The sequence below is a fragment of the Microcoleus sp. T2B6 genome, from assembly GCF_036700475.1.
In the GTDB taxonomy this organism is placed as follows: domain Bacteria; phylum Cyanobacteriota; class Cyanobacteriia; order Cyanobacteriales; family Microcoleaceae; genus Microcoleus.
Genome location: NZ_JAUBOZ010000032.1, coordinates 1 through 22,931, shown reverse-complemented (window position 1 = coordinate 22,931; position 22,931 = coordinate 1). Strand labels below are relative to the sequence as shown.

Here is a 22,931-nt window from a genome sequence, read left to right as displayed (position 1 = left end):
CAGAAGGTATCCTAAAAAAACCAACTCTGCTCGCGAAGCCGCTGCCACGCTTTGCGAATATGTTGAGGCTTAAATAGTTCGCTCTTGCGAATGTTCCATTCGCGTACAAGTTCGATCGCTCTTTCGGAATCCTCTGCTGCTTCCCTATTTTCCCTAGCAACCCAGTGAACAGTTGCCAACAGTTCCATTCCGTAAGGAGTTTCAAAACCATTAATTAACCCGCTCACACGCTCTAGTCTAACATTAGCATCGGGGGCATTTTGTAAAAAATCCCGCGCGGCTATTTTACCTTCAGACAACACATAAATTTGTGCCTCTCGGCTTCTGTCTCCATAACCTCGAATATAATGCCCTTCCAGCTTCTGTAAAACATGATTGAGATTATTTGCATAAGGCCCGTACTTTTCTTTCACATACTGCAATTTTAGTGGTTCACCTGCTACCTGAAGAAAATAAGCTAGCTTTTGAATTTCCAGCATTGTCAAGCGATAGCCAGGAATTCCGTACAATTCGAGCAAGCTAATAAATAAGGCACGAGCGCGAGTCATTTGGGGTTTTTCGGTAGCAATCCGCATTGAATCAGCTTGCGGAGTAGCCTGGGGTTCAAATAGCAAAACTTGCACATTTGGCAGTTCCGAAAAAGCTGATTCAATTAGCGGTTTGACTGTCTTCCAAGACAAGCCACCATTTCCGCAGCCTAGCGGAGGAACGGCAATAGAAGTGATACCTAATTGCTTTACTTCCTGAATCAAAGCTTTTAGTCCTGTTTGAATATCTTCGACTTTTGATTTGCCTCTCCAGTGACGTTTAGTTGGAAAATTAATAATGTATCGGGGATTAAATAGATTGCCCGAAGATACTACAAACATTCGGCCCGGCTGCACTTCACCGGCGCGACAAGCCTTTTCATATTGGCGGAAGTTTTCGGGATAAGCCTGCTTGAACTGCAAGGCAATTCCTTTGCCCATAATTCCCACACAATTAACTGTGTTCACTAAGGCTTCTGCATTTGCTTCTAAAAGGTTGCCTTCCTTGATTTCAATCACTTTTATTTCCTACTATTTATTTCAATAATACCAATCTTTATGCACTCTTACGGGGGTTTGATCTGTAAAATTTTGTAAAATATTTTCTACTTGTGATTGAATTGTATAATCGATTACGCCGATTTCTGTGATTAACTCCCAAGGCAAAAAGTTTCTAACTAAAAACTCGGCTTGACGCCTGCGTTTTCGGTCGTTGTCTTCATTTGTATCAAACCAATAACGAGAGCCCATAACATCCCAGTCGATCGCACCTAGATAGTTGAGGTCGTCAAAAAACTCGGTAAATGTCATGACTGCATGACCGTCAGTAAAAACAAAATCTAAACCCCTAATGTCTATCTCAAATACATCAGAAACTAGGTGAATAACTGGTGCTTGACCTTGAGTATAGTTTGGTACATTCCCCTGATTAATGGTGTATAACATCGGAGATCGCGGTGCAAAATAAAAGGGAACATAATCGTGCAGTACGCCACCTGCACCGCAGGGAACGCCAATTCTAGCGCGACGATCTTGGATGTTTTCATAGGCGATATTAGTATAGTTAGTTTCTGTCTCAAGCATAACGTTGTAAGCTAACAATCCACCTTGAGAAATAATAGATTCTAGATTGTCAATGGGGGTAATGTGGTAGATAGGTAATGGCACTGCTGTTATCTGTTTGCTGTTTCAGGTTTAACACTATAATATCTGCTTGACCGTTCAAGATAAACAATCTTTTACCATTGCTATTTGCCAATGCAAAATCTGCTAAATATTCTGTCGAGCACTGATTCTGTCACTTCTTCGCCCGTAACTTCTCCCAATGCTTGAATTGCACCGCGCAAATCTATTGTCCAAAAATCTAAAGGCAATTTGTTGCTAATAGTATCTGTGCATTGTTCCAGAGAAATTTTAGCTTTAGTTAACGCCGCTGCTTGTCGCTGGTTGATTGCTAAGTCTGAGTTTGCTGCTTGCAAATTTCCCCTGCTAACGGCATCTAAAATTGCTGTTTCTAAGTCTGCTATGCCTCGATCGAGGGCGGCGGCTGCGGCAACTATTGGGTGAATTTCTGAGGAAAAAGGTAGTTCGGGGATGGTTTTTACTAGGTCGATTTTGTTGATAATTATAATTAGCTGGCGGTGCTTTACTTGTTCGTAAATTTCCGAATCTTCCTCTGTCCAACCAGATGCCGCGTCAATTGTCAACAACACTAAATCGGCTTGTTTTGCTGCTGCGCGCGATCGCTCAACGCCAATTTTTTCTACCTTGTCTTCGGTTTCTCGAATGCCCGCAGTATCGAGCACCTGCACCGGAATGCCGCCCACAACTAGCTGCGATTCAACCACATCGCGCGTCGTACCGGGCAAATCCGTGACGATCGCCCGATCGCTCTTACTCCACGCATTCAACAAACTCGATTTTCCCACATTCGGCCGCCCAACAATCGCTACTTTCAAACCGGTTCTCAACAATTCTCCACGATCGGCAGTCGCCAAAATTGTTGACAATTCCTCCAAAACATGATTTATTTCCAAATAAGTTTTAGCTTCATCTAAAGGCGGCAAATCTTCCTCAAAATCAATTCTCGCCTCAATTTCTGCCAGCACGTCCAAACAAGTTGTTCTCAATTTGCGAATGGGCTGCGCTAATTTTCCCTGCAAACTGGCCAAAGCACTTTGTGCAGCAGCGGGCGATTTTGCTCCCACCAAATCTGAGATACTTTCAGCTTGAGTTAAATCAAGCCTCCCGTTCAAAAAAGCCCGCAGCGAAAACTCTCCCGGCTGCGCCAATCTCGCCCCATGTTCCAAACACAACTGCAAGACTTGCTGCACGGCCATAATGCCACCGTGACAGTGAAATTCCACCACATCTTCGCGAGTAAAAGAACGCGGCGCTTTCATGATTAGCAGCAAAGCTTCATCGACTAATTCTTGAGTTTTGGGGCGGCGGATGTGACCGTAAAGAATGCGGTGAGACTCCCATATTTGCCGTCCTGGGGCGCGAAACAGAGTTTCGGCAATTTTTAAGGCGGCGGAACCGGAAACTCGCACAATGCCGACGCTGCCTTGTTGGGGAACTATGGCAGTGGCGATCGCTGCGATCGTTCCTCCTTTTGTTAATGATTCAGACATTTTTATTGTTCACACATTCAAAAGTTCTCTCAATTTCCTGTTTTTGAGTATCAGGCAATTGCTTCTCGGTATTTGAGAGTATAAATCTCTAGTTCGTCATTCAAAAAATTAAAATAGTCGCCCTTTAGGGCAAAATGCACCAGTTTCCGGCTCGAAGCGTAGGAGATATTTGGTAATATTTTACCTAGAATCGCTAATTGTGCGTCGGCTGCGAGAGACCAGATAACTTGAATTAGGGATTCAACCACTTGTACTTTCATTTGACTGACCTCCGGCTTGGTTGTTAAATTATACATATCTCATTGACAGGATAAACAATTTCAGCATTTTTTTTCTAAAATATTAGAAGAGCGTGGCAACAGCGATGGACTTGGCGAGCCAATCCGAGCGCCAGTTTTGCCAGTCAGTCGATTTTAGATTTTAGATTGACTCCACAGCTCAATCTGGGAACTTGAACAAGAGTCTAAAATTTTGGGCGTCTCACGACTCCAGTCGGAAAGCAACTATCCGTTTTTGGGTAGGAGTCACGGATCGATCGAACTTAAATTACTCAGCCACATATTTTGGCTAATCTGATTTCATGCGATAATGGAAAATTGACCGAAAGAATCCAGGATACAAGCCCCCGGATTCATCCGTGGAGAAAGAAAAAACCTGTATCCGATGAAACTTGCCCCCCGAATTTATCTGTGGGGTCAATGGTTCAATCTAAAATCTAAAATCTAAAATCTAAAATCGATTGACAGGGTAGAGGGCAAAGCATGATTGGTCAACTTCTAGACAGACGTTACCGCATCATTAAAGTCACAGACTCAAGTGAGGTGGGAAAAACTTATCTAGCAGCAGATACTCACCGTCCCGGGTATCCGCAATGCACGGTTAGAGAAATGCGACTCCCCGGCACAAGTTCGCAAACTCCAGAATTAGTCAAAGTTATATTTCAAAGAAACGCAGAAATAATTGAAAAATTGGGAAAACACGACAAAATTCCCGAATTATTGGCGTATTTTGAGGAAAATCAAAGTTTATACTTAATTGAAGAATTTATTACCGGCCCACCTTTAAGTCAAGAACTAATACCCGGTGAACCTTGGGATGAAGACCAAGTAATTGGTCTGCTATCAGAAATATTAGAAATTTTGGTGTTCATACACGAGAAGGGTTTTATTCACCGCAGAATTCAACCAGACAGAGCGATCCGGCGCGAGTCAGACGGCAAATTTGTATTGGTAGACTTTAGCTTAGACAAAGAAATTAACCCGGAATTTGCTAACTGTCATTTGTTGTCGCAAACTTCCCCGAACTCTGTTAAACGGCATGAGGCAAAAAAACAGGATTTGGCGGCTCAGGATTTATACGTGCCGATCGAGCAATTGAGCGGCAACCCCCGTTACAATAGCGACATCTACGCTCTAGGTACGATCGCCCAGCTTGCCGTCACAGGACTCTCACCCAACGAACTGAGTGCCTTAAAAAACAACAAAAACGAAATTCCCTGGCGAAACCGGGCAACTTGTTCGGCAGCCCTAGCAGATATTATCGATCGCATGGTGCGCCCCGACTGCGAGGAACGCTATCAAGAGGCCGCCGAAGTTTTAGCAGACCTCAAACAAATCGCCGTAAAATTGGAGGTTGAGCCGCCGCCAGCCACAATCATCACGGACGCTATGAGTCAACCGCGAAGACAAAGCCAAACCAAACTCCTGCTGTTGGCTGCAACAGCGGCAGCTTTAATCTTGACAGCACTGATAATTTACTTTTGGCAGAGTCAAAGTCCCGCGAGGGCAAAAGAATTGTTAGCCCGCGGCGTGGCCAAGGCCCAGCAAGGTGACACAACAGGCGCGATCGCCGATTATACTCAAGCGATCGCCCTGAATGGCAGCGATGCGGAAACTTACTACAAGCGGGCAAACGTTCGCTACGACATGGGCGCAACCGAGCAAGCAATACAGGATTACACGCAAGCAATTAAAGTCAATCCTAGCCACAGCAAAGCTCTCTACAATCGAGGTATGGCCCGCCTCGACATCGGCGACAAGCGGGGGGCCGTGGAAGATTTCACCCAAGTAGTGCGACTCAATCCCAGCGACGGTGAGGCATACTCTCAGCGGGGTTTAGCCTACTACGATTTGGGCGACTACCGCACAGCAATAGAAGACTACACTCAGGCAATTCGGCTCAGTCCCAACGATGCTACAGCTTACAGCAATCGGGGTTTAGCTCGATCGGCAGCAGGGGACAAAACAGGAGCAATGGCAGATTTTACTCAAGCCATTCAAATTAGCCCCAAACAAGCTGGCGTATACTACAGTCGTGGTCGAGCCAGGTTTAATCTGGCAGATTATCAAGGAGCAATGGAAGATTATACTAAGGCGATCGAATTGCAACCCGATCTCGCTGATGCTTATACCAATCGGTGCAGCGCTTACTTGAATTTGGCCACCTACGACAAAGCGATTGCAGATTGCACCGAAGCAATTCGCCTCGCTCCAAAAGATGAAGCAGCTTACAACAACCGCTGCATTGCTTATCTGAATTTAAAACAATTTCAAAAGGCCAGCGAAGATTGCAGTTTGACGATCGGACTCAACGGCAACAATCCCAAAGCATACAGCAATCGAGGATTAGCTCGATCAGCTTCGGGAGACAAGCAGGGAGCTTTAGAAGATTTTACTCAAGCAATTCGACTCAATCCCAGCGATGCAGTAGCATACAGCAATCGCGGTACTATTTACTCAGAACTCAAAAATTACCCTTTAGCAGTTGAGGATTTCGCTCACTCGCTGCGGCTCAACCCCAACAATGCTAGCGCTTTTTACAGCCGAGGCCTCGTCCGCCGCCAACTCAAAGACCGTGCTGGGGCGATCGAGGATTTTCAGAAAGCTGCAACCCTCTTTCTAGAACAAGGAAGAGCCGATGGTTTCCAAAACGCACAATCACAAATCAACGACCCTAAATAAACTATTAGTCACCATTCAGATGTTAAAAAAAGAAGGAAGAAGGAAGAAGGAAGAAGGAAGAAGGAAGAAGGAAGAAGGCCAAATTACCAACTCCCCCTTACCAACTCCCCCTTACCAATTCCCCCTTACCAATTCCCAATTACCAACTCCCCGTTACCAATTCTCAATTATAGATATGAACATGGTTGGTCAACTTTTAGACAGGCGTTATCGGGTAGTGCAAATTCTCAGTTCAGGAGCTTTTGGACAAACTTATTTAGCTGTCGATACTCGACGCCCTGGCCACCCTCAATGTGTAGTAAAACAACTGCGCCCTCCCAGCAACACTTCCACAGTTCTCAAAACAGCTTACCGCTTATTTAAACAAGAAGCAGAAATATTAGAAAAGCTGGGAAAACACGATCAAATTCCCTTTTTACTCGCTTATTTTGAAGAAGGAAATCAATTCTACCTCGTCGAAGAATTTGTGCCCGGACACGCCCTAAATCGGGAAATTGTGGCCGGTCAACCTTGGCGGGAAGAACGAGTGCTGGCTCTGCTGGAAGAAGTGTTACAACTTCTCGCCTTCGTACACTCTCAGGGAGTGATTCACCGCGATGTTAATCCCTCCAACTTAATCCGCCGCAAACCAGACGGCAAATTAGTTTTAATTGACTTCGGCTCGGTTAAAGAAGTTGCAAATCAAGTCAGCGAGCACGATACAGAATTTCCGCGCACCATTGCTACTGGAACTCCGGCTTATATGCCGATCGAACAATTTCAAGGCAACCCGCAATTTAGCAGCGACATCTATGCAGTCGGGATGATGGCCGTCCAAGCTATCACGGGTTTGCCCGGTACGGATTTGCCCAAATTGCAAGATCCGAGTCCTTCTCACACGGGGGAGATTGTGTGGCGAAACCGAGCTCAATGTTCTGTGGGACTAGCCAATATAATTGACAAAATGGTCTGTCACCAATTTGGCAAACGCTATCAATCTGCTGAGGAAGTTTTGGTAGCTATCCGCAAGTTGAGACACCGCCAAGAACCGGGGAATAAGGCTCACAAGAAAAGTATTTCTCCGAGGTTACTGTCTTCGGATAGTTTTTCGTCACGTTTTGGAAGTCGATTTTGGTTGATGATTTTGGCGGGCTTCGGGGCGGCGATAGTTCTGCTATTTCTGTTTAGTTATTGGAGACGCCCGAATCCGATTAAAGCTAAGGAATATTACGAGCAGGGAGTGGAAAAGTCTCGCAATCAAGATGCGGAGGCAGCTTTGCAGGCTTTTAATAAGTCAATTCAATTGAATCCTAACAATGCTGAGACTTTTTATAGGCGTGGTAATGCTAATTATGATTTAAAAAAGTATCAAGAAGCAATTGCGGATTATTCTCAGGCGATCGCTCTCAATCCTAAATATTTTCAGGCTTATTTTAACCGCGGGCTAGCCCGTCACGATTTTAACGACAAGGGCGGGGCGATTGAGGATTACACTCAAGCTGTGAATCTCCAGCCCAATGATGCTGATACATATTATGAAAGAGGAGTTGCTTATTTAGAAATGCAAGATTACAAGGCGGCTATTCAGGATTTTACCGAAGTAATTCGGTTGCAGCCGAACCTTGTTAAAGCTTATCATTCGCGGGGATTGGCTCGCGCTGGGAGCGCAGATTTGCAGGGGGCGATTGGAGATTATACTGAGGCAATTAAACTTGATGCTAAGAATGTTGATGCTTTTTACAGTCGGGGGAGAGCTCGCTTTCACCTAGGAGATTATCAGGGAGCTCTGGCGGATTATTCTCAGGTAATTGCGATCGATCCCAAGAGTGGAGATGCTTACGCTAATCGTTGCAGCACGCAGTTGAATTTGGGAGCGCATCAAGCGGCAATTGACGATTGCACTCAGGCAATTTCGCTGAGCGATGAGGATGGGGTTCCTTACAACAATCGCTGCATTGCTTATTTAAATTTGAAGGATTATCCGAAAGCAATTGCCGATTGCACTCAAGCGCTGACAGTGAATCCGAATGATTTTAATGCTTTTAACAATCGTGGTTTAGCTCGCAGCGCAGGGGGTGACGCGCAGGGGGCGATCGCAGATTTTACAGCAGCAATCGGGTTCAATCCCAACAATGCTGAAGCTTACGCCAATCGGGCTAAGATTTATCAAGAGTTAAAGAATTACAATAGTGCGATCGCAGATTACGTGCAAGCTATTCGGATCAGCCCGAATTATGCTGCTGCTTACTACGGTAGAGGCATGGTTCGCCGCTCATTGGGAGACAAAGCAGGAGCAATTAGCGATTTAGAAAAAGCCGGCAAAATGTTTCTAGATCAAGGACTTACCGGCGGTTACAAAGATGCACAATTTGAGATTGAAAAGCTGAAGTAGTCAATCGATTTTAGATTTTAGATTTTAGATTTTAGATTAAAGAATTGAAGCATTGACTTGCGCGAGATAAATACGTTCGGCAAGTTTCATCGGATACAGGTTTTTTATTTCACCGGTCCTGATTCTGCTTTCGGAATGAATCACGTGGCGGGTATCCTGGATGCTTTCGGTCATTAGTCATTAGTAATTATTTCTCGATGTTATATTTTTATCGGTCAATATTTTATAATCTCAGATTGCTCCGGGGCTGGTTCACGCTAATCTTTAATACTAACAGAAAATGCAGGTAAACCAGCCCTTACGCGCTATTAATTCAAGCTATTATCAATCAATTTTCTGGGTCTTGAAGTCGTTTAACCAATTCATAAAACGGTTCCCAATTATCCTCAATAGCTATGGCTTCCCAAACAGCCTCAATCGTCGGTCTCAACAGCGATTGTTCGGGATTGTGCCTCCGCAAACAGTCCGCCATTTTGTCCATATCATCCGCCGACAAACTTTGCAAAACGTGATAATAAAACTGTCGCCAAGGTGCTATCAAGTCCGCCGGTTCCGCCTCAGCAAAAATTAGACTAGCATCATCTCGCCAAGTGCGATCGAACTGTCTTCGCAGTTCAAAAAAGAAATCGTGATAGGCTACTTGAGACTCCGCCAGCATTTTAATTGTCACCTTCAACAACTCATCTCCCTCAGCTTCGGGCAAATCCTCAAATCCCAATCTCTTGAGCATCAACTGCCGATAAGCTGCATTATAATAATCGCCAAACTTGGCCAAACCCGCATCCATATCAGCTTGAGGAATCGCCGCTGATAGCGGTTGCTGAAGCTTCTCTAAATTGTCCCTACAAATCAACGGTTGATTGCCGTAACAATACAGACCGTAATGGTCGAAATAAGCTGCTGTAAATTCCGGCTTGTAAGTTGGGATAAAAGCGAAAGGCCCGTAATCAAAACTTTCTCCAGTAATCGACATATTATCAGTATTCAGCACAGCGTGGCAAAATCCTCCCGCCATCCACTGAGCGACTAATTCAGCTACTCGCTTGACTAAATCTGCATAAAACAGGGCGTACTTTTCCTGCGGCGAAAACCCCCCATTGGTTGCTTCTAAATGCAGTTCTGGGTAGTAATATTCAATAACAAAATCTAAAAGTTTTTTAGTTAAATCCGGGCGGCGGATATAGTACAATCTTTCAAAAGTTCCAAACCGGATGTGAGAAAGACTGAAACGCACCATTACGGACGATCGCGTCGGAGAGGGTTCGTCGCCCCGCCACAAAGCATCCCCAGTTTCAACTAAACTAAAACAGCGAGATGTCCGAACTCCCAATCGATGCAAAGCTTCCGCAGCTAAAACTTCGCGAACTCCCCCTTTGAGAGTGAGTCTACCGTCACCGCCCCGCGAGTAGGGAGTGCGGCCGGAACCTTTAGTACCGAAGTCGTAAAGTCTGCCGTCAGTCCCGCGAACTTGGCCGTATAAGAAGCCTCTACCGTCGCCTAAATTGGGGTTATATGTGTTGAATTGATAGCCGTGATAGCGGAGTGCGAGAAAGGGGCGGACGCAGTGAAATTCGCCGAACGCTTCAATAAAATGTTGGTCGGTTACTTGTGCGGGGTCTAAACCCAATATCGGCAATAATTTGTCGTTGCGGAAGCGCAGAATATGCTGCGGAAAATCGGCCGCAGGGACTTCATCAAAATAGTCGCCGCCGAGGGATTCGAGGGCTGGTTCGTAATTGAGGGAAAGCAAAGGATTTGACATTTTTCTATTTTATCTTCAAATTGGCTATCACTCCAAATTATATACGGGTAAGGTCTGCACTGCATCGGTGTCAACAATTGCCTCATACCCTTTGTCTCCCTCGTTTATAGCCGAGTTCGATACCCCTCGCATCCCAGCAGGACTGTTTCATTTTAAAATTTTAGCATAGCTAAAGTTTGAGCATGAAACATTAGTTTCTTCCTCGAAGGCTAAAAATTTTTACTGTTAATTTTAGTGCGAGTTAAATTAACCGTTTTCCTTGCTAAAAATGGAGTTGATCTCATATCCGATTGACCATAATATCCCGGTCGGGCGGGTTTTTGAGATTGTCAATTATTGGCCGATGTTGTTGGTGAACCCGCCCCTACCTGATGAAGGGTAATCGACGGGACATGATATGAAGTCTTAAATTTTTTAAAGTTAAGTGGGATTCACCACCTAATATAGTAATCTAAATCATTTGTGAATTTCTTACTCCCTCCCCACGGGTTCGGGGAGGGTTGGGGTGGGGTCAAAAAAATTACAACTCCTACAAGGATTGCTATATACCTTTTCCCCTATTTAAAATTGGTCAACACCCCGTAAATTGCCCAAATCGCCATTGCCCGCAAATAGTGACTTGCCCGAAAAGTCCCCCCCGCCGTAATCGCTTCCGGCGTGCGAAACTGCAACCCATTTTCATAAATCTGCTTCACCACCGCATCCGTCAATTTAAATGCTTTCTCCTCCATTCCCATCTGTACCAAAAAAGCGGCCAACCCAAAATTAATCCCCGTCCAAACTTCCAAAGGATGAGTTGCATTGGGATTTTCCGGCGAACCGTTCAGCATCACCCCATTCGCCGCACCGAACTCCCCCTCATTGAACTTCAAAAAGCAAGAATCGTACACAGTTTCTAAAGCACTGACTGCACATTCTGGCGGCACAATATCCGGTAATCCTAACAGTTTCGCGTAAAATTGACCGCACAGTTGGTCGGCCATCACCACTTCCGAGTTACTCTCGCTGTCCAAACGGTAATATTGACCGTTCCACAGTTTTTCTTGATAGCTGGGTCTTGCTTGTAGCAGCCAACTGTGATATAATGCTATCTTTGCTTGAGGGTTAGGAATTATTTCCGGTGCTGCATCTTCCAAGATTTCGCCGATCGCGATCGCAGCCTCCAGCGCCGCCAACCACAAACCCCCGCAATACGCACTTATCCCCCGCATTTGCCAGTCATCAAACGTCTGATCCGGTGCTCCCGAATTTTCAGGAATTCCGTCCCCATCCTCATCAAAAGTTTTCAGATAAGCCAAAGCCTCAACAATTGCCGGCCAACACTCTTGCAAAAACTCACAATCTGTACTGGCAGTCAATAGGAAATCCCGATAAACCTGCAACACAAAATCGCAAGGCAAATCCTTCCACAAATTGCAATCTTGATAGCTAGTATAATTCGTTTTCTCCCAAGGATGTTCGTTAGGAGCACCCAAATCGTGTGGCGTCGCACCGACAGCTTTTCTAATAGCCGAAGCTTGATTCCAGCCAATAATTCTCGGCGTATCGTCTCCTGCAGAAATTGCCCTAGCGAACGCTAAAACCACCGACTTTTCCAAATCCGGCCACAGCATCAACAAAGCAAAAGAACCGTAAAGCCGCACGTCCAAACTTTCGTACCAGCGGTAATCAATGCACTCCAAAACCGCAAATTGACCCTTCGGATCGCGTTCGTCAGCCGCACTCCAAAGAGTACCGCCGTCTGTCAGGGCGTATAACTCATTAAACAGCGCCATTTTAAAACTGTCTGACAAATCTTTTCTTTCTAAAATCGGTTTTTGCCAAGCTTCAATATTTTCGCGCCAAGTATCCGAATGCTTCATTGCAGTGCGAATAATCGGCCAAGCATTTTTGCCGTTACGGCCGAAGAAATCCGTATAGCGGCGGTAGTACCAAACTCCCGATGCAAACTCAGTAACGGGCAAATCCCAAGCTATAATAAAGGGGATTTTGCGGGTTTTTCCCGGTCGAATAGTAAAGCGAACTGCGATCGCACAAGCCAACTGTTCTCCTGCTGCTGCGGCTGTCTCATCTTTGTCATCCAACAAGAAACCTTCAGCAGAAAAGTTGCGCCAAACATCCTCGCCATTCCCCGCCGGGTTCCAGCGAGTTTGATAGAATACTTCTACCGCTGGATTAGTAATAGTTGCGATCGCCCATTGTCCATCCCCCTCTTGCGGTTCCTCCTCAGCAGTCAACCGCGTCATCACGCAACCTATCCGGTGAAAATCTTCCACCAACAAATTAAAATTTCCGGCACTTTCTCCCCACCGGGATTGATAATCATAAAATGGACTACCATCATCTCGAACCATCACTTTCTGCGACTTATTGGCATTAGTAAACCAACCAACAATATTCTCCCAAGTCAGCATGATGCTGAGAGTAATCGGCGCATCTGTAGGATTGTGCGCCACCCATTCAAACATGGCAAGTGGGTAACTGCTTTCCTGATAATTCTTCGGCAAAATTGGCGAAAATTGCTCGCAGCTTAATTGAGCATCAAACACATTTTCATAAACAAACCAACTGCGCGGATACAAAGCATGATAAGTCCCAGAATTTGACTCTTCCCTTCTTCCTTCTTCCTTCTTCCTTCTTCCTTCTTTTGGATACCATTTCCAACTAGATAAACTGCCATCGGTAGGCGGTTCAGTGGACAGTGCAAAAGCTTGTTTCTTGCCTTGAGTTTCTTCAAAAACGCTGAACTGACAAGCGGGCAAACTGCGAAAAATGTGCTCGCCGCCGTCAATGTGCCAGAGGTTGAAGTCGCCGCGGGACGATCGCCCGATGCAGCCGGCACCGAAGCCGCCCAGAGGCATTCCGTGCCAGGGGCCATCGTCGAGATTGCTTGCGTAGCGGACTGTATAGGGATTCTCCCAACCGAGGCCGATGGGACGTTTCCAAGTGTGCGGGGGGATGTTTGGAGTAGATGTGCGATCGTTATTCATGTGATTAATCTTAGCGCTCGATCGAGACTTGACAAATTTTTTTATTTAAGTTTAAACTTTTATCGCGCAAACGAATCCCCATATTTCCGACTATTGTTGACTCTTGATTGTTGAGTTAAAGCAGTTGGGTTCAGCGTTCCCGAATTCATCAAATCTCAAATCTCAAATCTCCAATCTCCAATCTCAAATCGGTTCAGCGATCTCCTAACGGGGCAGAATATCATCTAGGCGAAGTTGCAAGCTTTTTAACAGAGGAGAAATAATCGGTTGACCGAGGCGAAATTGTTGCTGGGTGTAATCTTGGTCAATCAGTTGGCCAACGGTGATAGTAGGTTGTTTTGGTTTACCGATAAAAGCCACACCCCCCAATCCGCGATAATCGACTATCCAATATTCTGGAATCCCTAAAATAGCATATTCTTCAACTTTTCGGGCGTAATCTGTTTCCCAGTTAGTGCTGACGACTTCTACCACTAATTTAATAGATCGTCCCAGCGTAACCACAGGTTCTCTTTCCCAAAGAGGTTCGCTGACAAGGGCGGTTTCATCTAATACGACAATATCGGGACGGCGGGCAGTAGCTGCATCTGAGAATGGACGGATCAAACAAGTGCGGGGAATGAACCAAGGTAGTTTTTCGGCTGCGATGGCGATGCCGATTTGAGTTGCCAGTTTACCGCTGACGGTTTCGTGTGGGCCTGTGGGTTCCATGTCAACTAATTCTCCGTCAGCGAGCTCGTAGCGGAAGTTGTCACAATATCGATCGAGGAATGTTTCAAAAGTTAAGATTTTTGGCGCAGTGTAAGCCATTGGAAACTAATAGTTTTTTGCTTTATTTTAATTACTGTACTTTAGCATTCTTGTCAAATAAAACTAACCCGGAGATCCCCCCTAGCCCCCCTTAATAAGGGGAGTAGGGGGTGGGACAAGAAATATTCTCAAAATTCCCTCAACTAATCAAATCCCAAATCAGAACCTTTCCCCGCGTGAACCAAAGCCAACTTTTCGTAACGCTTAGCGTGTTCCACCAACTCGCCTGCTTCTTCCTCAGAGACATCCCGCAGGCGTTTGGCAGGCACTCCCGCAACTAGCGTGTGAGGGGGAACGTCCTTGGTGACAACCGCCCCTGCACCGACGATAGAGCCTGTGCCCACCCTCACTCCATCCAGCACGATCGCCCCAATCCCGATCAGGCAGCCCCGTTCAATGTAAGCTGAGTGAATCACGGCTCGGTGTCCCACTGTCACGAAATCTTCCAAAACAGTCGGTTGCCCTGGATCACCGTGCAGAATTGCTCCATCTTGGATATTGGTACTTGAGCCGATCGCAATTCGCTCTATATCCGCCCGCACCACCGCCCCGTACCAGATACTAGCGCCCGCTGCCACCTCTACCCTGCCGATCACAACAGCGCCTTCAGCGACAAAAGCCGCTTGGGATAGATCAGGCAAGGGCCAATAGGAAGGAAGTGCAGGCAGAGATTCGTTGAGATTGCTCATTTGTTGGTCGATCGTTATACTTCTAGCAGATTAGCTGGTTGTTGATACGGGATATAATAAAAGTATTTGGCACTTTTGCAGAGAAAATATGCTGGGACGCAAATAAATGATTGAAGTTGCCTTGCAATACCCGATGTTTGGCCCGGAAATTCAGTGTCCCCACTGTCGCCAAACAATTCCGGCTCTAACGCTCACGGATACCTATTTGTGTCCGCGTCACGGGGCATTTGAGGCAGATCCAAAAACGGGGGAACTGGTTCACCTTCAGTCTGGGCGGCACTGGCGCCGCTGGGAGAATGAATGGTATCGCCAGCACACGCACCCTGACGGGATTCGGTTTGAAATTCACGAAGCGCTCGATCGACTCTATACTCAAGGCTACCGAGCAACTCGCGTGATCGTTGCCCAACGCTATCGGGACTTAATCAGCGCTTATTTGGAACGCAGCACGCCTTGGCGCGGTCAGTCGGACTCGCCGCGGCCGAGGCTGTACGGTTTGCCTGTGGATTTTAGCCCCGATCCTCAAGAAGACCCTTGCTGGGAAGTGATTAATTTTGATTTGGAAAAAGAGCCGGGAGTTCCGATTAGATATCCCTATTTTCGGTTGTTTGAATAGTCCGTTGACAGTTGGCAGTTGTCCGTTGACAGTTGGCAGTTGTCCGTTGTCATTAGGAAATTAACTGACTAAATTTATTCCTGAGTCTGGAATTATCAGTAATAAGTAAATAAAGTAACTAATGATTAACAAATCATAAAGCCGATTAATAATAACTATCAACTGACAACTATCAACTGACAATTATCAACTGCCAACTATCAACTGCCAACTGCCAACTGCCAAAATCTAATGCACCACGCCTCGATTCGCACTGCTAACATTCACCGGGCGATCGCCTTTTATGAACATTTAGGATTTACTGTGAGCGATCGCTTTACCACAGGTTACACCCTAGCCTGTTGGATGGAAGGTCTCAACGGACGCATCGAACTAATTCAAATCCCGGAACCAAAACCCGCACCAGATGCTTTCGGAGACGAGCATTATGTTGGATATTATCATTTATCTTTCGATTTAACTGAGGCGACAACTGACTTGCCTAGTTGGTTGCAGTCTCTGAAACAGCGGTTTGAGGAAGCTGCTAAAGACCAACCAAACCAGTTTCAAGCTTTGAAAGTTTTATTAGAACCGACTCAACAGGCGATCGGGCAAAATGTTTACGAAGTAGCTTTTATTGCCGATACAGACGGTTTGCCCTTAGAGTTTATCCGGCGCATGAATGACTAATTAAGTCAGAAATCCCCAATTCAGAAATCCCATCAGCGTGCATCTGTGTTCATCTGCTGATATCTGCGCTTAAAAAATCCCCATCCCACTAATGTGCTTTAATAAGGAGATAAATTAACCAATAACTTAAGTAGAAGGAAGAAGGAATAATGCTCATAGAGCAAGCTTTTCAACCATCTGCATCTTACATTTGATCACCTAAATTTACTTAATAACCCATAACCATAAGCATAAAAACAAAACCCGCGGGCGCGGGCTTCATCTTCATCCTTATGGTTATTGACACTCCCCTGGCTGAAGCCGAGGGGATTCTTAATTCAGCGACTGACCTTAAAATTTTCTGTCCTTACGGCAATACTTAAACCTTTCAACCGTGGGGATACCACCAATTGACGAGCCTAATTCAGAAGCATCCCAGCGGGTCTATCTCCAAAAGCGTACTAGGATATTTCCCTAGAGTTTGGGTATGCCCTACCCTACTTAACAATTCGAGCGTGAAAAAGTTTATTTGCTGGATTGAAACCTACATTTTCGGTTTCGACTGTTTATAGTGTTTTCGCCGCACTTTGTCCCCCAGTTTATGCCTAAAAGTGTGTCTCATGTCCTGTTTCACTTCGGGCAAGGGAGTTTAACCCTGACTGTTTCAGTTTACCATACTGTCCCGTTTTGTCCAAAGCTTTTTAAGGAAGTTTTTTGAATTTAAAAGATTGGATTTTGGGTTCATGACTGAGGTAAAGAGAACAGGCAGGATAAATCCTGCAACGCCCTTTCATCCCCGGACTGAAGTCACGGGGTTTTCAGGGTATTCCTTATAAATTACGGTTTCAACTACTTACTTTTTAGGAACAAGAGCCTCATTAGCGGTTACGGGAGGGGGAGACGAAGCGGTAGTTCGCAAAAGTGCGATCGCCTGCGCGTAGCAAGGATCGTCCTTAGTCGCAACTAACGTCGGTTTGTTAGCTAATTTCAGCTTTTGTTCGTCGGTGACTTCGACTTTAACATCGGGAGTAACCCCCTTATGGCTGATATCCGTACCGTTGGGAGTATAGTAGTGAGCGATCGTCACCGCCAATCCCGAACCGTCAGCCAAAGAATGCACCGACTGCACCAAAGCTTTGCCAAAAGTTTGGCCGCCCATCACAGTTGCGCGCTTGTTGTCCTTGAGAGCACCGGCCAAAATCTCGCTGGCGCTGGCCGAGTTGTCGTCCACGAGCACCACCAAAGGCTTGTCAGTGAGCGCAGTGCGATTTGCCTTCATTTCCTGAGAATCGCCCGCGCGATCGACTGTGCGGACGATCGCCCCTGTATCCATCCACATCCGAGCGATATCAATGCTCACTCGCAGCAAACCGCCGGGATTCCCCCGCAAATCCAAAACAAAAGCGTCAGCTTTCTGAGCCGAGAGCTTTTTAATCGCCGCCTCCATTTGTTCGCCCGCGTGCGAGCTAAACTCTTGCAAACGGATGTAACCCACATTCTTACCGCCTTCATTCTTGAGGCTGTAGCGAACCGCGGCTACCTCAATTCTCGCCCTAGTCAGAGTGATGTCAAATTCGCTTTTGCCCTCACGAGCAATCCGCAGCGTGACTTTCGTACCTTCGTCGCCCCGAATTACCTGAGCCGCATCCGAGACAGTCATGCCTTTGGTAGTTTTGCCGTCAATCACCAAAATCGTATCGCCCGCTAAAATCCCTGCCTTCAGGGCCGGGGAATTTTCCATCGGCTCGACTACCCTAATCGCTTTCGTTTTCTCGTCTTCTTCCAGCCTCATCCCCACCCCTGTCAGTTCCCCAGAGGTTTGATTCGTCAGCGCTTCGTACTGCTTCGGGTCCATGAAGCGCGTGTACTGGTCGTTTAATTTCTCTAGGGCTTTGCGGAGAGCGGTGTAAGCAGCTTCGCGAGAGGTATAGTTTTTGCTCAACAGTTCTTGGCGGGTCAATTGCCAGTCAGTCTTGTTAAAGCTGCCATCAACATACTCTCGGTTGACAATTTGCCAAGCTTCGTCTAATACAGCTTTGGGGCTATCTTGAAGCTCAGCGCGGACTGATTGACTCAGGCCGGGAACGAGCAAAGATATCGAAGCGGTTGTTGCCATCGCCCCACTGAACAGGGCTGCCTGTAACTTTGAAAAGCGTTTGCGGGCTTGATTCATTGAATTTGGCTCAATTCGATTTTAGATTTTTGATTTGAGATTTTATATTGCTAAAAAATCTCACACTACTACTTAAACTATTGTGTGGAGGCTCCACCATCCCTTTGGACAGTTTAACGAGATTCTTAGTCGATCGCCAACCAATTATTACTCTCTTTCAATAAACTTAATTTAAAACTTGGATTTATAAAGTGCCGTGGAAGCTAAAATCGAACAATTTTCGCGTAAGTGGTTGAGCCTGCTCGTTAATGGAGTTATCGGTCTAGCAGCGCTGGCGGGGGTCGTCGCCATGCAGTCTAGCGGGCAGTTGGGCGGAATGTCCCCAGTTGGCGTTCAGGGGCAAAAGTCGCCCTCTGCAATGTCGGCTGCCAGTTTCAAGCAAGCCGCACAGCAAGAAGCGCAGCAAGAAGCCCTGCGGCTAAAAATGCTCAAAACTATCCCTAGTTTTGGGTTTGACAATTTAATTGCAGATTGGACATTTATCAAATTTTTGCAGTATTTTGGCGACGACGAAGCGCGAGATGTAACGGGCTACAATCTGAGCCAAGATTATTTTGACATAGTTACGCAACGCGACCCGCGGTGGGCTGACATCTACCTGTTTCTTTCCACAGCTATTTCTTTTTATCAGGGAAAGCCTGAAACTGCTGTTCAGTTTATAGAGCGCGGTACTAGCGCTCTTTCCCTTTCGCCACAAATTCATTCCCAATCGTGGATAGTGTGGCGCACTAAAGGTATTGATGAGTTGCTGCTGTTGGGGGATATTCCCGAGTCAATTCACTCTCACGAAATGGCCGCTGATTGGGTGGAAAAAAACCCGTCAGGGGCTTCATTGGCGCAGATGTTTCGAGCCACTGCTGAGTATTTGCGCCGAGATCCCGATAGCGTGCCGGTGCGGTTTAATGCTTGGAGCACGGTTTATGCTCAAACAACTGATAAGTTGGTGCGTCAAAGGGCGAGACAAGCTCTTGTCAAGTTGGGAGCTCAGGTGCAAAAAGATAAGGATGGAAACGAGAGTTTTATTTTGCCGCCTCGAAAGTAAGCAGAAGGAAGAAGGAAGTTCGGCAACGGATTGTGTAACGGATGTAACGGATGTAACGGATATCAGGAAGAAGGAAGAAGGGAAATGCAGTCGCAGTAATAGTTTCAGATATCAAGAATGTCCTAAATGTCAAGGCCGTTGACTGTAATTCCCCAATCTAAAATCTAAAATCTAAAATCTAAAATCAGCTTGAGTTAGTTCGCGCCATTCACCGGGTTTTAGACCTTCCAGACGCAAATGCCCGATCGCACATCTGACCAGCCGCAGCGTCGGAAACCCTACTGCTGCGGTCATCCTGCGGACTTGGCGGTTGCGGCCTTCTGTGAGAGTCATTTCCAGCCAAGCTGTCGGCACGTTTTTGCGAAATCTAATCGGCGGTTCGCGGGGCGGCAAAGCGGGTTCTTCTAACAATAATTGCACTTTTGCCGATCGAGTCCGATAATCTTGAATTGTGACACCTGTCTGCAAAGCAGCGATCGCACTTGCATCAGGAATTCGTTCCACTTGCACCCAGTAAGTGCGGGGATGAGCGAATTTCGGGTCACTGAGGCGGTGCTGAAGGGGCCCATCATCGGTTAGCAGCAACAAACCTTCACTATCGCGATCGAGCCTTCCTACTGCATAAATGTTAGGAATAGGAATATAGTCTTTGAGAGTGCTGCGTTTAGTTTCGCTGGAGTTGTCAGTGAATTGAGTTAAAACATCATAAGGTTTGTAAAATAGAATGTAACGATAGGGCATAAGCAATTAACAAAAATGTACTAATATCAATAATCCTGTAGGGGCGGGTTTCACCAACAATAATTGGCTAAAACTCACAATCTCAAAAACCCGCCCCCACCCAACGTCAAACCACTTTCTATCTCTCCTCTGCGCCCTCTGCGCCCTCTGCGGTTCATAAAAAAATAAATCTTGTTAACCAAAGATTCAAACCTGCTCAAAAATCTTCAGCCTTTAAGAGCCTCGCAAATCTCAACTACCCAATTTTACCATGCCCGAAGCCACACACCGCGTTTGCATCGTCTTAGGAACTCGCCCGGAAGCGATTAAACTAGCCCCAGTAATTCAACTCTTCAAAAGTTCGCCCACCTTTGACACCCAAGTAATTTTAACCGGTCAGCACCGAGAAATGGTCGAGCAAGTAATGCAAATGTTCGATCTAAAAGCCGATCGGGATTTAGCAATTATGCAGCACCAGCAAACCTTGACGGATATTACTTCCCGGAGTTTGCAGGGTTTGGAAGCCTTGTTTAAAGAATTGCAGCCCGAAATCGTGTTAGTTCAGGGCGATACAACGACTGCGTTTGCCGCTACTTTGGCTGCTTTTTACCAGAAAATACCCGTAGGTCACGTAGAAGCCGGATTGCGGACAGACGACGTATTCAATCCTTACCCCGAAGAGGCTAACCGACGGTTGATATCTCAACTCACACGCCTGCATTTTGCCCCGACAGCGCTGGCCCAAGAGAATTTAGGGCGATCGGGCGTTTTGGGAGAAATTCACCGTACAGGCAACACAGTAATCGATGCCTTGCTTTCTGTCGCCAAACGCCAACCAGAATGCAACATTCCTAACTTAGATTGGAGCAAATATCGCACTATCTTAGCAACAGTTCACCGCCGCGAAAATTGGGGAGAACCCTTAGCAGGAATTGCTCACGCATTTCTCCAAATCTTAGATAAGTTTCCCGATACAGCCTTGCTCTTACCTCTACACCGAAATCCGACAGTCAGAGAACCTTTAAAAGCTCTTTTAGGCGACCATCCGAGAGTCTTTTTAACCGAACCTTTAGATTACGCAGAATTAGTAGGAGCAATTCAGAGATGTCATTTAATCCTCACAGATTCCGGTGGATTGCAAGAGGAAGCACCTAGTTTGGGCAAGCCCGTTTTAGTATTACGAGAAACCACAGAAAGACCAGAGGCAATTTCTGCGGGTACAGCTAAACTCGTTGGTACTAATTCTGATATAATTACAGCAGCAGCGGCAGAGTTGCTGAGCAATTCCGAAGCATACAACGCAATGGCAATGGCAATTAATCCCTTTGGTGACGGTTTGGCGGCTTCGCGGATTTTGAAAATTGTTGAAGAGTATTTTAGTTAACTACCTCTCGATTATTCGGCGGTTGAAACGGCAATTAAACAAACTTTCGTCCCCGCAGAGGGGGACTAATTGCTGTTAAAAAAAGTCGGTTTCTGCCTCCATTCCCGAATTACCAATCCCCACCGCCACCCCCACTACTAGAGTCGCTACTACTGCTACTGCTGTAGTCGCTACTGCTGCTAATGCTGTAGTCGCTACTGCTACTGCTACTGCTGCTGTAGTCGCCGCCTCCGCAATAATCGCTACTGCTGCTGTAATCGCTACCCCCACCGCCAGCGTTGGAGTCGCCACCGCCAAAGCTACTGCTAATGCTGTAATCGCCACCGGCACCGCCACCGCTGGAGTCGCCACCGCCAAAGCTACCCCCGCAGTCGCTGTTGCTAATGCTGTAGTCGCTGCTATTACTGGTGTAGTAGCCACCGCAATCATCGTTGCTACTGTTACTGCTGTAGTCGCTACTGGTACAGTAATCAATACTGTTACTGCTGTAGTCGCCACCCCCACCGTAATAGTTGTGGCTGTTACTGCTGTAATTGCGATTGTTACTGCTGTAATTGGGACTGTTACTGCCGTGGTTGCGATTGTTACTGCTGTAATTGCGCGGATAACGGCGGTGGCGGTAACGAGATATCCGAGAAAATAAGCTGCGAAATATCCTGAAGATAATGAAGCAAGGTATAAACGCTATGAATGCTATCAATAACAACCCAAGTAAGCCATAGATTAAATTCGATGAATCTTCACTGGTGGATGTACTATTGCTAATAACTGGGGATTGACTTGGTATTGGTGACGGTTTCACCCCTTGATATGGTACGATTGGAGCCAAAGGCAGCGTGGTTTGAGATTGAGCATTTACCGTCGGAGTTTGTAAAACATTTACTAACGCCTTTGTCCCGGCTAATGTGCCCCCGTCAAAGTCCTGCTGTTTAAATCTGGGCGTAATTTCGGTTTCAATAATACCCACTGCTTTAGCATCCGGCAAAATGCTTTGAATGCCAGAACCTGTTTCAATTTGAACGCGGCGTTCCCCCACAGAAATCAACAATAAAACTCCGTTACTTTTACCTTTTTTGCCAATCCCCCAAAAGTTAAATAATTCTGTAGCAAATGCTTTTGGGGTCGCAGATGGTTTAGTATCTGGCACTGTCACAACAGCGATTTCTGAACCATTTTTCGCCTCTAAATCCGAAATCATTTGATTTAGCTGAGTTTCGGTGCTGTCGCTGAGAATGTTTGCCTTATCCGTTACCCAAGTGTTATTTACTTGACGGGGATTCGGTACTTCTTGTACTGTTATAGCTTGGCTTGTTAGGGGAAATGCAATTGCCGAAAAGCATAGCAAACTGGTCCAGATTATTTGTTTATTGCTAAATTGTAACTGCATCGCTTCAGTCTCCTGAATAACTGCTAGTCTGAAATTGACATATATCTGTCCGCCTAATTACAATTAAATAACCAGCTTACTGTCACGTCAATTCATATTATTCAGAAATTGGATTCATAAAAATCATAATTTTAGGTGCGCCATAAGGAATGAGAATTAAATAACTTCCACAAGATTGTGGGATGGGCGTCCCGCCCGTCCAAAAAGGACGGGCGGGAC

Annotated in this window: 18 protein-coding genes; 7 read left to right on the top strand and 11 right to left on the bottom strand. The window is 46.1% G+C overall.

Translation table 11 applies throughout. From position 1 onward, the window contains the following. Positions 1-11: 11 nt before the first annotated feature. The 4 genes from darG to QUA00_RS15975 all read right to left on the bottom strand — a co-directional run bounded on the left by darG (position 12) and on the right by QUA00_RS15975 (position 3,420). The gene (gene darG / locus QUA00_RS15990; protein WP_333140452.1) at positions 12-1,046 is read right to left on the bottom strand and encodes a type II toxin-antitoxin system antitoxin DNA ADP-ribosyl glycohydrolase DarG; all 1,035 of its coding nucleotides are present in this window, start codon (positions 1,044-1,046) and stop codon (positions 12-14) included. A gap of 21 nt (positions 1,047-1,067) precedes the next feature. Continuing rightward, the gene (darT, locus tag QUA00_RS15985; RefSeq protein WP_333140451.1) at positions 1,068-1,694 is read right to left on the bottom strand and encodes a type II toxin-antitoxin system toxin DNA ADP-ribosyl transferase DarT; all 627 of its coding nucleotides are present in this window, start codon (positions 1,692-1,694) and stop codon (positions 1,068-1,070) included. An 80-nt stretch (positions 1,695-1,774) separates the two neighbouring features. Further along, the gene (gene mnmE, locus QUA00_RS15980; RefSeq protein ID WP_333140449.1) at positions 1,775-3,160 is read right to left on the bottom strand and encodes a tRNA uridine-5-carboxymethylaminomethyl(34) synthesis GTPase MnmE; all 1,386 of its coding nucleotides are present in this window, start codon (positions 3,158-3,160) and stop codon (positions 1,775-1,777) included. 50 nt (positions 3,161-3,210) lie between these two features. Further along, positions 3,211-3,420: a hypothetical protein gene (locus QUA00_RS15975; RefSeq protein WP_333140447.1), complete on the bottom strand. Its 210-nt coding sequence runs from the start codon at positions 3,418-3,420 to the stop codon at positions 3,211-3,213. Positions 3,421-3,921: 501 nt separating this feature from the next. Between QUA00_RS15975 and QUA00_RS15970 the strand changes: the two genes are divergently transcribed. After that, positions 3,922-6,120, top strand: coding sequence for a tetratricopeptide repeat protein (locus QUA00_RS15970; RefSeq protein ID WP_333140445.1), 2,199 nt, complete (start codon positions 3,922-3,924; stop codon positions 6,118-6,120). Further along, positions 6,077-8,491, top strand: coding sequence for a tetratricopeptide repeat protein (locus QUA00_RS15965; RefSeq protein ID WP_333410201.1), 2,415 nt, complete (start codon positions 6,077-6,079; stop codon positions 8,489-8,491). The genes QUA00_RS15970 and QUA00_RS15965 overlap by 44 nt, the downstream gene beginning before the upstream one ends. Before the next feature lie 328 nt (positions 8,492-8,819). Here the strand turns inward: QUA00_RS15965 and QUA00_RS15960 are convergent, their stop codons facing one another. The 4 genes from QUA00_RS15960 to QUA00_RS15945 all read right to left on the bottom strand — a co-directional run bounded on the left by QUA00_RS15960 (position 8,820) and on the right by QUA00_RS15945 (position 14,742). Then, positions 8,820-10,253, bottom strand: a complete 1,434-nt coding sequence (locus QUA00_RS15960) for a protein adenylyltransferase SelO family protein (protein WP_333140441.1) — start codon at positions 10,251-10,253, stop codon at positions 8,820-8,822. 557 nt (positions 10,254-10,810) lie between these two features. Further along, on the bottom strand, positions 10,811-13,243 hold the full coding sequence (locus QUA00_RS15955; protein WP_333410200.1) for a GH116 family glycosyl hydrolase: 2,433 nt from the start codon (positions 13,241-13,243) through the stop codon (positions 10,811-10,813). Positions 13,244-13,447: 204 nt separating this feature from the next. Beyond that, positions 13,448-14,053 (bottom strand): Uma2 family endonuclease, encoded by a 606-nt coding sequence (locus QUA00_RS15950; protein WP_333410199.1) that lies wholly within the window; start codon positions 14,051-14,053, stop codon positions 13,448-13,450. A 143-nt stretch (positions 14,054-14,196) separates the two neighbouring features. Then, the gene (locus QUA00_RS15945) at positions 14,197-14,742 is read right to left on the bottom strand and encodes a gamma carbonic anhydrase family protein (RefSeq protein ID WP_333140435.1); all 546 of its coding nucleotides are present in this window, start codon (positions 14,740-14,742) and stop codon (positions 14,197-14,199) included. A gap of 106 nt (positions 14,743-14,848) precedes the next feature. On the opposite strand from QUA00_RS15945, the gene QUA00_RS15940 reads away from it, so the two are divergent. Together QUA00_RS15940 and QUA00_RS15935 are read left to right on the top strand one after the other, a co-directional pair. Next, positions 14,849-15,358: a TIGR02652 family protein gene (locus QUA00_RS15940; protein WP_333106288.1), complete on the top strand. Its 510-nt coding sequence runs from the start codon at positions 14,849-14,851 to the stop codon at positions 15,356-15,358. A 231-nt stretch (positions 15,359-15,589) separates the two neighbouring features. Beyond that, positions 15,590-16,027 (top strand): VOC family protein, encoded by a 438-nt coding sequence (locus QUA00_RS15935; protein ID WP_333410198.1) that lies wholly within the window; start codon positions 15,590-15,592, stop codon positions 16,025-16,027. A gap of 832 nt (positions 16,028-16,859) precedes the next feature. Here QUA00_RS15935 and ctpB read toward each other — a convergent pair. After that, complete coding sequence (ctpB, locus tag QUA00_RS15930; RefSeq protein WP_333410197.1) at positions 16,860-18,179, bottom strand: carboxyl-terminal processing protease CtpB; 1,320 nt, start codon at positions 18,177-18,179, stop codon at positions 16,860-16,862. Positions 18,180-18,375: 196 nt separating this feature from the next. Between ctpB and QUA00_RS15925 the strand changes: the two genes are divergently transcribed. Both QUA00_RS15925 and QUA00_RS15920 read left to right on the top strand, forming a co-directional pair. Beyond that, positions 18,376-19,221 carry a hypothetical protein gene (locus QUA00_RS15925; protein ID WP_333146748.1) on the top strand — a complete coding sequence of 282 codons (846 nt, stop codon included), beginning with the start codon at positions 18,376-18,378 and terminating at the stop codon, positions 19,219-19,221. Continuing rightward, complete coding sequence (locus QUA00_RS15920) at positions 19,184-19,363, top strand: hypothetical protein (RefSeq protein ID WP_333146755.1); 180 nt, start codon at positions 19,184-19,186, stop codon at positions 19,361-19,363. The genes QUA00_RS15925 and QUA00_RS15920 overlap by 38 nt, the downstream gene beginning before the upstream one ends. Before the next feature lie 29 nt (positions 19,364-19,392). On the opposite strand, the gene QUA00_RS15915 is transcribed toward QUA00_RS15920, so the two are convergent. Further along, entirely contained in the window at positions 19,393-19,962 is a 570-nt protein-coding gene (locus QUA00_RS15915) for an rRNA large subunit pseudouridine synthase E (protein ID WP_333146746.1), read from the bottom strand. A 250-nt stretch (positions 19,963-20,212) separates the two neighbouring features. Here QUA00_RS15915 and wecB point away from each other — a divergent pair, with 250 nt between their 5' ends. Next, entirely contained in the window at positions 20,213-21,325 is a 1,113-nt protein-coding gene (gene wecB / locus QUA00_RS15910; RefSeq protein WP_333146744.1) for a non-hydrolyzing UDP-N-acetylglucosamine 2-epimerase, read from the top strand. Positions 21,326-21,434: 109 nt separating this feature from the next. Here wecB and QUA00_RS15905 read toward each other — a convergent pair whose 3' ends face one another. Next, positions 21,435-22,712 (bottom strand): TPM domain-containing protein, encoded by a 1,278-nt coding sequence (locus QUA00_RS15905; protein ID WP_333146743.1) that lies wholly within the window; start codon positions 22,710-22,712, stop codon positions 21,435-21,437. Positions 22,713-22,931: the final 219 nt, after the last annotated feature.